We start from the raw sequence: 10,414 nt of genomic DNA, 5'->3' as shown, positions 1-10,414 counted from the left end.
TATGGCGCATTATGACGCCGATGGGGAGTGGAGAGAGTCCATTCCATTAATTTGACTTAATACTTGCTCAATTTGAATGAGTAAATCTGACGCTAACCGCATTAAAGGTTTCTTATTTAGAACAACTAAATAGCAAAATTTTTGCCTTGCCTACAAGACGTAGATACCTCGGCGTGAGCAGGACGCGGAAGCGGTGTCATCGACAAGATTTTCTCGCCTCAAAATAAACCAATTAATTAAGAAAATTGGTATAAACGGTTCTTTTTTCTCAATAATGTACCCATAACAAAAATTGTCGCCTATACTCTTTCTAAAAATAAATAGGCGTGCAGATGAAAGCAGTTTGGTTGATAGTGATACTGGTTTGTATCAGTTGCAATGCGAGAGCGCTTGAAGCTCATGTGAACATTACCACTGGACAGTGGCCGCCTTATTTAGATCAGGCACAACAAGACCAAGGATGTGTGGCCAAGGTAATAAGAGACGCATTTGCACTTTCAAATATCAAAGTGCGGTTTTTATTCATGCCTTGGGAGCGAGCATATCAAGAAGGGATGAAAGCGGCCTATGTTGGTAGTGCTTATTGGTATTACAATGAGCAACGTAGCCGAGACTATCACTATACTGAGTATCCACTGACAGAAGAAACCGCGCGATTTTATCACCATAAAACACTTGATTTTCAGTTTACTAGTTACGCCGATCTAAAGCCGCATAAGTTGTTACTAAACCGGGGTTTAACTTATCCTAAAGCTTTATTAGACGCTATTGATACGTATGCAATAAAAACATCCTATGCGACTTATACAAGTAAGAATATTGCACTTATTTTAAGAGAGCGCGCCGATATTATGATCATGGATGAAAAGTCAGCTAAGGCTTATCTAAAGGAGCTTCCTGTTGACGATGCAAAGTTATTGGTCGCCCAACCCGAGCCAGCTTTTGTGCAGCATGGGTATTTACTTATCAACAAACACCATAGTGAATATTTGGCACCATACAACAGGGGATTAAAGACCTTGTTAAGTGATATGGACTATGTTGCGCGTTTTAAAGCGCATTGTGAACGTGCGCTTGAATCATAACTGTCTTCTATAAGCTATCCTCATTAAATCTTTATCTGGTCTGACCATTTAAATCACCTTTTAAATTTTCGTGATTCTTGGTTAAAGTTTATGCACTTTAACTGTTGTTTTTACACTCAGCTTATTATTGAATTGAGCTGAATTTTGACAGTTGTCATGGATTTTGATAACGTATTGTGCAAATTTGGTATGACCAATTTACCTATGAAGTTAATTCTTACCAAATTGATTAAAATAAGTCAGCGAGCTGGCTAGGTCACATCATAAAAAATTGGCGTTATTTCAATGTCTTTAAAGATTAAAGCAGCAAAGCTATCGGACGTAATACTAGAACAGCTTGAGAATATGATCCTCGAGGGCTCGTTATTACCGGGTGAAAAGTTGCCGCCTGAGCGTGAGCTAGCTAAGCAATTTGAAGTGTCGCGTCCATCACTACGTGAGGCTATCCAGAAATTGGAAGCAAAGGGGCTTGTAACCCGTCGTCAAGGTGGTGGTACGTATGTTAAGAATCAGCTTGAAGAGGGGCTAACTGATCCATTATTCGATTTGATCAGTAAACACCCTGAATCTCAGTTCGATTTACTTGAGTTCCGTCATGCACTAGAGGGCATTGCAGCCTACTATGCGGCGCTCAGGGGCACAGAGAATGACTTTGCAAAGGTACAACAAAGCTTTGACAACATAGCACAGATAGGTGATGACCTGATGCAAAAGGCAAGGGCAATTAATGCTTTTCACTTTGCCGTTGCAGAAGCGTCGCACAACGTCGTCCTGCTTCATCTTGTAAAAGGGATGCAGTCATTGCTTGAGCAAAACGTGCTGCAAAACTTAACTGTCTTGGTGCAAAAATCAGACGTCAGTGAGCAGCTCGGTGAGCACAGAAAGTTGTTATTAGATGCGGTGATCAATGGTAACCCTGAACAAGCAAGACTTGCTAGTAACGCCCACTTAGCCTTTATCGAAGAAGCGTTATTAGAAGCTGGTAAAGAGCGCTCGCGAATAGAGCGCTCACTGCGTAGAACTAAGCAGCAGTAATCGGGCTTGATTCAGTAAGAATTGGCACAAATAGAATAAATTCGTATTTTAAACATAAGGAACACTCCATATGTCTGAAGTCAATAAAATTGACGTAGACGCGCTAGAAACCCAAGAATGGTTACAGGCGCTTGAGTCGGTCGTAAAAGAAGAAGGCGTAGAGCGCGCTCAGTTCTTGTTAGAGCAAGTATTAGAGCAAGCGCGTCTTGATGGCGTAGATATGCCAACAGGCACTACGACTAACTATGTCAACACTATCCCAGCAGATCAAGAGCCTGCGTATCCAGGGGATGTGAACCTTGAGCGTCGTATTCGCTCTATCATCCGTTGGAATGCGATTATGATCGTACTTCGTGCGTCGAAGAAAGATCTTGAGCTGGGCGGGCATATGGCCTCTTACCAGTCGTCAGCTGCATTCTATGAAATGTGTTTCAACCACTTCTTCCGTGCACCAAACGAGAAGGACGGTGGTGATTTAGTATATTACCAAGGCCACATTTCTCCGGGTATTTATGCTCGTGCATTTGTTGAAGGCCGCCTAAGCGCTGAGCAGCTAGACAACTTCCGCCAGGAAGTCGACGGTAACGGTATTTCTTCATACCCACACCCTAAATTAATGCCTGAATTCTGGCAGTTCCCAACGGTTTCTATGGGTCTAGGCCCAATCGCGTCTATCTATCAAGCGCGCTTCCTTAAATACCTAGATGGCCGTGGTCTAAAAGACACCTCTGAGCAACGCGTTTATGCCTTCCTTGGTGATGGTGAAATGGACGAGCCAGAATCACGTGGTGCAATTTCATTCGCTGCCCGTGAAAAGCTAGACAACCTATGTTATCTAATCAACTGTAACCTACAGCGTCTTGACGGCCCAGTAATGGGTAACGGTAAGATCATTCAGGAGCTAGAGGGCCTATTTAAAGGTGCTGGCTGGAACGTGATCAAAGTGGTTTGGGGTTCTGGTTGGGACAAGCTACTTGCTAAAGATACCACAGGTAAATTACTACAACTGATGAACGAAACAGTTGATGGCGATTACCAAACCTACAAATCAAAAGATGGTGCGTTCGTACGCGAGCACTTCTTTGGTCGTTACCCAGAAACCGCAGCATTGGTTGCTGATATGACTGACGAAGAAATCTTCGCGTTGAAGCGCGGTGGTCATGAGCCATCTAAGCTATTCGCGGCGTTTAAAGCAGCACAAGAAACCAAAGGTCGTCCAACAGTTATCTTAGCTAAAACCGTAAAAGGTTACGGCATGGGTGCTGCGGCTGAAGGTAAGAACATTGCTCACCAAGTTAAGAAAATGGACATGACGCACGTAGCGCATCTACGTTCACGTCTAGGCCTAGATGACTTAGTGTCTGACGAGCAATTACAAGACCTACCATACTTAACGCTGGAAGAGGGCTCAAAAGAGCACGAGTATTTACATGCTCGCCGTAACGCGCTGCACGGTTACACGCCTAAGCGTCTGCCTAACTTCACAGAAGCATTAACGCTACCTGAACTAGATGCGTTTAAACCACTACTTGAAGAGCAAAAACGTGATATTTCAACAACGATGGCTTACGTTCGTGCACTAAATATCTTGTTGAAAGATAAGAGTATTGGTAAAAATATCGTACCTATTATTGCTGACGAAGCACGTACTTTTGGTATGGAAGGTTTATTCCGTCAAATCGGTATTTACAACCCACATGGCCAAAACTACAAGCCTGAAGACCGCGATATTGTTTCTTACTACAAAGAAGCAACCTCTGGTCAGGTACTACAAGAAGGTATCAATGAGCTAGGCGCGATGTCTTCATGGGTGGCTGCGGCAACTTCATACAGCACCAACGATTTACCAATGATCCCGTTCTATATCTACTACTCAATGTTTGGTTTCCAACGTGTAGGTGATATGGCGTGGATGGCGGGCGATCAACAAGCGCGCGGCTTCTTACTTGGTGCAACCGCTGGTCGTACAACGCTAAATGGTGAAGGTCTACAGCACGAAGACGGTCACTCGCACATACAAGCAGGTACGGTGCCGAACTGTATTTCTTACGACCCAACGTTTGCATTTGAAGTAGCGGTTATTTTGCAAGATGGTATCCGCCGTATGTACGGTCCAGAGCAAGAGAACGTGTTCTACTACCTAACGCTCATGAACGAAAACTACCATCAACCTGCAATGCCAGAAGGCGCTGAAGAAGGTATTCGTAAGGGTATTTACAAGCTTGAAAGCTACACTGGCGACAAAGCACAGGTTCAGTTAATGGGCTCGGGTACTATCTTGAACGAAGTACGTAAAGCGGCGCAAATTCTAAGCGACGACTACGGTATCGGTTCTGATGTATTCTCTGTAACGTCATTCAACGAGCTTGCTCGTGACGGTCAAGATGCTGAGCGCTTTAACATGCTAAATCCAGAAGCAGAGCAAAAAGTACCTTATATCACGAGTGTGCTTGGCGATGCGCCAGCTATTGCAGCTACTGATTACATGAAAAACTATGCTGATCAAGTACGTGCATTTATGCCGAGCGCATCTTACAAAGTGCTTGGCACAGACGGCTACGGTCGTTCAGACAGCCGTGAAAACCTACGTCGTCACTTTGAAGTGAACGCAGGTTACGTAGTAGTTGCTGCACTTGGTGAGCTAGTTAAGCAAGGCAAGATTGAAAAATCAGCTGTGACTGACGCTATCAAGAAATTTGATATCGACACCACCAAAACTAACCCACTTTACGCATAAGAGGACGAGTAATGGCAATCGAAATTCATGTTCCAGATATTGGTGCCGATGAGGTTGAAGTAACCGAGATCCTAGTAAGCGTAGGTGACACGGTTGCAGAAGAACAATCGCTTATCACGGTTGAAGGCGACAAAGCATCAATGGAAGTACCTGCCTCTGTGGCAGGTACGGTGAAAGAAATCAAAATAGCCGAAGGCGATAAAGTCTCGACTGGTTCTTTGATTATGGTTTTTGAAGCAGCAGGTGAAGAAACAGCTGCAGAACAGCCAGCGGAAGAAGCCAAGCCAGAAGCCAGCACTTCAGGTCAAACAGAAGTGAAAGAAGTTCATGTACCAGATATTGGTGGCGATGAAGTTGAAGTCACAGAAATCTTAGTGGCAGCTGGTGATGTTGTTGCAGAAGAGCAATCACTTATCACGGTTGAAGGCGACAAGGCTTCAATGGAAGTACCTGCACCATTTGCAGGTACTATCAAAGCCGTGAAAATCAACGCGGGTGACAAAGTGTCAACGGGTTCATTGATCTTCACTTTTGAAGTTGCAGGTAGCGGTGATGCGCCAGCAGCTTCTGAAGCGCAAGCACCAGCACAGGAACAAGCGCCAGCAGCATCAGCTGAAAAAGAAGTACACGTACCAGATATCGGTGGTGACGAAGTTGAAGTCACTGAGATCATGGTTGCTGTAGGCGATAGCGTTGAAGAAGAGCAATCGCTTATCACGGTTGAAGGCGACAAAGCTTCAATGGAAGTGCCAGCACCGTTCGCAGGTACGATTAAAGCCATCAAAGTTAATGCTGGCGATAAAGTATCAACGGGCTCTTTAATCTTTGTATTCGAAGTGAAAGGCGCGGCACCTGCACCTCAGGCAGCAGCTAAAGCTGAAGAAAAGCCAGCGCAATCAGCTGCTCCAGCAGCGAAATCTGAAGCTCCAAAAGCATCGGCACAAAAAGATGATTTTGTGGCCAATGATCAGTATGCCCACGCATCACCTGTGGTACGTCGTTTAGCGCGTGAGTTTGGAGTTAACCTAGCTCGTGTTAAAGGTACAGGTCGTAAGAACCGTGTACTAAAAGAAGACGTACAAAACTACGTGAAAGAGCTGGTTAAGCAAGTTGAGTCTGGTCAAGTCGCAAAAGGTGGCAACACTGGCGGCGGTGAACTTGGTCTTATTCCTTGGCCAAAAGTAGACTTCAGCAAGTTTGGTGAAGTTGAAGAGAAGAAGCTTTCTCGTATCAACAAGCTATCAGGTGCAAACCTTCACCGTAACTGGGTACAAATCCCACATGTTACACAGTTTGACGAAGCCGATATCACTGAGCTTGAAGCGTTCCGTAAAGAACAGAACGTACTTGCAGAGAAGAAGAAAATGGGTGTGAAGATCACGCCATTAGTATTCGTGATGAAAGCCGCTGCAAAAGCACTAGAAGACTTCCCAACGTTTAACTCTTCGCTATCTGAAGATGGTGAGAGCTTAATTCTGAAGAAGTATGTTCATATCGGTATCGCAGTTGATACACCAAATGGTCTTGTAGTTCCTGTTGTTCGCGACGTGAATAAAAAAGGCATCATTGAGTTATCACGCGAATTGATGGAAATCTCTAAGAAAGCACGTGATGGTAAGCTGACATCCTCTGACATGCAGGGTGGCTGTTTCACTATCTCAAGCCTTGGCGGGATCGGCGGTACGGCGTTTACGCCAATCGTTAATGCTCCTGAAGTGGCGATTCTTGGTGTGTCTAAGTCAGACTTCAAACCAAAATGGAATGGTAAAGAGTTTGAGCCGCGCCTAATGGTGCCGCTAAGCTGTTCATACGACCATCGTGTCATTGACGGCGCACTAGCAGCTCGCTTTACTGTGACTCTTGCAAACTACCTAAGCGATATTCGCCAGTTAGTAATGTAAGAATAGAAACCGCATCACTTAGGTGATGCGGTTTTCTTGTATTTTATTGTTCCGCTTGATATTTAGGCGGGACAATAGGGAGTGTGAATGATACACTTTCGAGCAATAATAACTCTCTCTGCCCTGTGCCCCGAATCGGGTGTTTGGCAGGCACTTTGGGTCGGCTACTCTTAACGAGTAAACCCGTTCAAATAACAGTTAAGGTAATAACATGAGCAACGAAATCAAAACTCAAGTTGTTGTACTAGGCGGTGGTCCTGGTGGTTACTCTGCGGCATTCCGTGCAGCAGACTTAGGTTTAGACGTTACACTAATCGAATCTCGTAACACGCTAGGTGGTGTGTGCTTGAACGTTGGTTGTATCCCTTCAAAAGCCCTTCTTCACGTTGCAAAGGTAATTGACGATGCAGCTGAAATGGCTTCTCACGGTGTTTCTTTCGGTGCTCCACAAATCGACCTAGACAAAATCCGTTCATGGAAAGAGTCTGTAATTGGTCAACTAACTGGCGGTCTTAGCGGTATGGCTAAGATGCGTAAAGTTACTGTCGTTAACGGCTACGGTAAGTTCACAGGTTCTAACACCATTGCGGTTGAGGGTGCTGACGGCGCGAAAACAGTAACTTTCGATAATGCAATCATTGCAGCAGGTTCTCAGCCTGTAAGCCTACCTTTTATCCCTGAAGATGAGCGTATCATTGATTCTACTGGTGCACTTGAGCTTAAAGACGTACCTGAAAAGCTACTTGTACTAGGTGGTGGTATCATTGGTCTTGAGATGGGTACTGTTTACCGTTCACTAGGTTCAGCGATTGACGTAGTTGAGTTTGCTGATCAACTGGTACCTGCGGCTGACAAAGACGTTATCAAGATTTACCAAAAGTACGTTAAAGACAAGTTTAACGTGATGCTTTCTACTAAGGTTGTTGCTGTTGAAGCGAAAGAAGACGGTATCTATGTATCTTTCGAAGGCAAGCAAGCGCCAGAAGGCCAAGTTCGTTATGACAAAGTACTAGTTGCTGTTGGTCGTACACCTAATGGTAAGCTAATCGACGCAGACAAAGCGGGCGTAAATGTTGATGAGCGTGGCTTCATCAGCACTGACAAGCAAATGAAAACCAACGTTGATCACATCTTCGCTATCGGTGACATCGTAGGCCAGCCTATGCTTGCGCACAAAGCGGTTCATGAAGGTCACGTTGCTGCTGAAGTTATCTCTGGTAAGAAGCACTACTTCGATCCTAAATGTATTCCTTCAATTGCATACACAGATCCAGAAATCGCTTGGGTTGGTGTGACAGAGAAAGAAGCAAAAGAGCAAGGTCTAAGCATTGAAACTGCGGTATTCCCATGGGCGGCTTCTGGTCGTGCGATTGCTTCTGCACGTACTGAAGGTTCAACTAAGCTTATCTTTGATAAAGAGTCAGGCCGTGTGATCGGTGGTGCTATGGTTGGTATCAATGCTGGTGAAATGCTTGGTGAAATCGGCCTAGCAGTAGAGATGGGTGCTGATGGTGAAGACCTAGCGCTTACTATCCACGCTCACCCAACGCTAAACGAGTCAATCGGTCTAGCTGCTGAAATATTTGAAGGTTCAATTACTGATCTACCAAACAAAAAAGCCGTGAAGAAAAAGTAAGTTTTCTGAGCTTTTAAAAAACCCAGCCTTGCGCTGGGTTTTTTGTTTTTGGTGCGCTAGGTTTTAACTCGCGCCTTATAATACCAATTTTCTTAATTAAGTGGTCTATTTTGAGGTGAGAAAATCTGTCGATAACAAGGCAAAAATTTTGCTATTTAGTTGTGCTAAATAAGAAATTTTTAACGCTGTTAGCGTCAGATTTACTCCTTCAAATTGAGCAAGCATTAAGTCAAATTGGTATAACCTTGGCAGCGCAGCTTCTAAGCAGTATGCTTAGATAAGGGGCAAAGGGGTTGAGTTATACATGGAACAAATTGAGATATTTGAGATCCCAAGTCCGTGTAAGGGGATCTGTCAGGTAAATAATCGCGGTTATTGTGTCGGGTGTTATCGTAGTCGAGAAGAGCGCTTTGCATGGAATTCATTAAATAATGAGCAAAAGCGTAAGGTGATTGCATTATGTCAGCAGCGCTATAAACGATACCTACAACGTAAAGCGAAAGCGGGGCAGGTAGACGAGCAAGGAGGAGAAAACTTTAAATTTGATATTTAGCCTTGAGCATATCTATCACACCTTTTTGCTCAAACTCTGAGAGCTTTTTTTTGATAAGAGGTAGTAATGTTGCATGCCTTTTATGCACAAAATGAAAACTTTCAACTACTTCTAAGTCCTTTATTTGCAAGTTGTCTTCATTAATATTGCGCAGGTGAGGTTTTAAATGAAAATCGAGGAGCAAAGCGCCTTCGACTTGTCTCTGCATGACTAAATTAAGCTGAGCAACCACGCTTTTTACATTGATGATATACGCATCAGCGCCATGTTTGTTCAAGTAGGTGCTGGCGACGGGATAACCGCTGCGGATAGTGAGAGACCTTAGGTTGTTTAGTGTACAATCACTGCATAGCGTGAATAACTGCAATGTAAATTGAAATAAAGGATAGTCTACACGCTTGAGGTTTGGGTAATCATCCTCGATACTTGCCACTCGACCAAGTTGGCCATCTAAATTACCGGCATTTGCCGCTATCAGAGAGCTTTTATGATTGAACTCCTCAAGTCTCATCTCAATGCCGAGCTCTTTATAAACCAACTCCATCAACTCAATGACATATAACGCTTGTGGTGTTTGAGGCGGTTTGTTGAATCTCATTACTTTTGGTATTTCACTTGCGGTACAAGTAACGGACAAAACGACAAGGACTAAACACAGGAGTGTAGCTTTCAATCTGGCTCCTTTTAAATGCTACAAATGGTTACTCTGCGTTCGATTATACATACTTTATTGTATAAAGGCATACCTTGTTGGGGGAGAGGAGAAATTTTTGCTGCTGCCCCACGAAGTCATTATGATAAACTATAGCCATCCATAATCTACTTCGAATAGCACGATGAGCCATAACTTGTGTTTGTTGCCAAGGCAAGAAAAGTATCAGATCCAGCTTGAATATGAAGCGTCATTTTGGGCTTACCAAATAAAGCGTGGCAAAAAAAGTCGCGAAGCAATCTATGATGCGATTAATCAACGCCCTCTCTCTGAGCAAGACATATTAAAGCAAAAGTTTGAATACTATCTCAGTTTGATGCTTGCCTGATGTATAACATAGAGCGCTTAGCGCCTATTATGACTCCTTTGGTGAATAAGTTTTATGATGCACATGGAGCAAGAGGAAGAGCGGCAAAGCATGATCTTGTTTGGGTCGTTAAAGACACCACTGGTATTATAGCTGCATGTCGATTGCAACCAGTAGCAGAACACTGGTTGCTAGTAGGTGTGTATGTTAGCCAGTCGTGGCGTGGTCGGGGTATTGCAAAGGCACTTATTACTGACGCGTTGAGCCAGTTTCAAGGAACTAATCCACATAGTCCAGTTTATACTTTCGCATATACCCATCTACGCTCCTTTTACCTCACGCTGGGGTTTTGTGATAAGGCGCAACCGCTTCCCGATGAACTTGCGTCACGCTTGGCGAGTTATCTTGGACAAAATCGTCAACTCGTGGCAATGTATTACGCCTAGTT

The 10,414-nt window shown here is 44.1% G+C and carries 9 protein-coding genes; 8 read left to right on the top strand and 1 reads right to left on the bottom strand.

Annotation, left to right across the window (positions count from 1 at the left end):
- The first annotated feature begins 332 nt into the window (after window positions 1-332).
- The 6 genes from HUZ36_RS20515 (at window position 333) to HUZ36_RS20490 (ending at window position 8,947) form a co-directional block, all read left to right on the top strand.
- Window positions 333-1,085, top strand: coding sequence for a substrate-binding periplasmic protein (locus tag HUZ36_RS20515; protein WP_128731010.1), 753 nt, complete (start codon window positions 333-335; stop codon window positions 1,083-1,085).
- A 285-nt stretch (window positions 1,086-1,370) separates the two neighbouring features.
- Entirely contained in the window at window positions 1,371-2,120 is a 750-nt protein-coding gene (gene pdhR / locus HUZ36_RS20510; RefSeq protein WP_125250480.1) for a pyruvate dehydrogenase complex transcriptional repressor PdhR, read from the top strand.
- Window positions 2,121-2,190: 70 nt separating this feature from the next.
- Window positions 2,191-4,857, top strand: coding sequence for a pyruvate dehydrogenase (acetyl-transferring), homodimeric type (aceE, locus tag HUZ36_RS20505; RefSeq protein ID WP_176033853.1), 2,667 nt, complete (start codon window positions 2,191-2,193; stop codon window positions 4,855-4,857).
- A gap of 11 nt (window positions 4,858-4,868) precedes the next feature.
- Entirely contained in the window at window positions 4,869-6,758 is a 1,890-nt protein-coding gene (aceF, locus tag HUZ36_RS20500) for a pyruvate dehydrogenase complex dihydrolipoyllysine-residue acetyltransferase (RefSeq protein ID WP_176033852.1), read from the top strand.
- A gap of 211 nt (window positions 6,759-6,969) precedes the next feature.
- A complete protein-coding gene (gene lpdA / locus HUZ36_RS20495) occupies window positions 6,970-8,394 on the top strand; it encodes a dihydrolipoyl dehydrogenase (protein WP_176033851.1) in 1,425 nt (474 codons plus the stop codon).
- A gap of 304 nt (window positions 8,395-8,698) precedes the next feature.
- Window positions 8,699-8,947: a DUF1289 domain-containing protein gene (locus HUZ36_RS20490; protein ID WP_125250476.1), complete on the top strand. Its 249-nt coding sequence runs from the start codon at window positions 8,699-8,701 to the stop codon at window positions 8,945-8,947.
- On the opposite strand, the gene HUZ36_RS20485 is transcribed toward HUZ36_RS20490, so the two are convergent.
- Window positions 8,931-9,620, bottom strand: a complete 690-nt coding sequence (locus tag HUZ36_RS20485) for a transporter substrate-binding domain-containing protein (protein ID WP_254879608.1) — start codon at window positions 9,618-9,620, stop codon at window positions 8,931-8,933. The two genes, HUZ36_RS20490 and HUZ36_RS20485, sit on opposite strands and share 17 nt — an antisense overlap.
- 163 nt (window positions 9,621-9,783) lie before the next feature.
- On the opposite strand from HUZ36_RS20485, the gene HUZ36_RS20480 reads away from it, so the two are divergent.
- Entirely contained in the window at window positions 9,784-9,987 is a 204-nt protein-coding gene (locus HUZ36_RS20480; RefSeq protein ID WP_125250475.1) for a DUF3283 family protein, read from the top strand.
- Window positions 9,987-10,412: a GNAT family N-acetyltransferase gene (locus HUZ36_RS20475; RefSeq protein WP_128731004.1), complete on the top strand. Its 426-nt coding sequence runs from the start codon at window positions 9,987-9,989 to the stop codon at window positions 10,410-10,412. The genes HUZ36_RS20480 and HUZ36_RS20475 overlap by 1 nt, the downstream gene beginning before the upstream one ends.
- The last annotated feature ends 2 nt before the right edge of the window (window positions 10,413-10,414 follow it).

Source organism: Pseudoalteromonas sp. McH1-7 (genome assembly GCF_013366255.1).
Classification (GTDB): Bacteria; Pseudomonadota; Gammaproteobacteria; order Enterobacterales; family Alteromonadaceae; genus Pseudoalteromonas; species Pseudoalteromonas peptidolytica.
This window is presented reverse-complemented; position numbering and strand designations above follow the sequence as displayed.

Coding starts and splice junctions, on each gene's coding strand:
- HUZ36_RS20480 (WP_125250475.1), top strand. CDS start 9,784: ATGAGCCATAACTTGTGTTTGTTGCCAAGGCAAGAAAAGTATCAGATC.
- HUZ36_RS20515 (WP_128731010.1), top strand. CDS start 333: ATGAAAGCAGTTTGGTTGATAGTGATACTGGTTTGTATCAGTTGCAAT.
- aceF (WP_176033852.1), top strand. CDS start 4,869: ATGGCAATCGAAATTCATGTTCCAGATATTGGTGCCGATGAGGTTGAA.
- pdhR (WP_125250480.1), top strand. CDS start 1,371: ATGTCTTTAAAGATTAAAGCAGCAAAGCTATCGGACGTAATACTAGAA.
- HUZ36_RS20475 (WP_128731004.1), top strand. CDS start 9,987: ATGTATAACATAGAGCGCTTAGCGCCTATTATGACTCCTTTGGTGAAT.
- lpdA (WP_176033851.1), top strand. CDS start 6,970: ATGAGCAACGAAATCAAAACTCAAGTTGTTGTACTAGGCGGTGGTCCT.
- HUZ36_RS20490 (WP_125250476.1), top strand. CDS start 8,699: ATGGAACAAATTGAGATATTTGAGATCCCAAGTCCGTGTAAGGGGATC.
- aceE (WP_176033853.1), top strand. CDS start 2,191: ATGTCTGAAGTCAATAAAATTGACGTAGACGCGCTAGAAACCCAAGAA.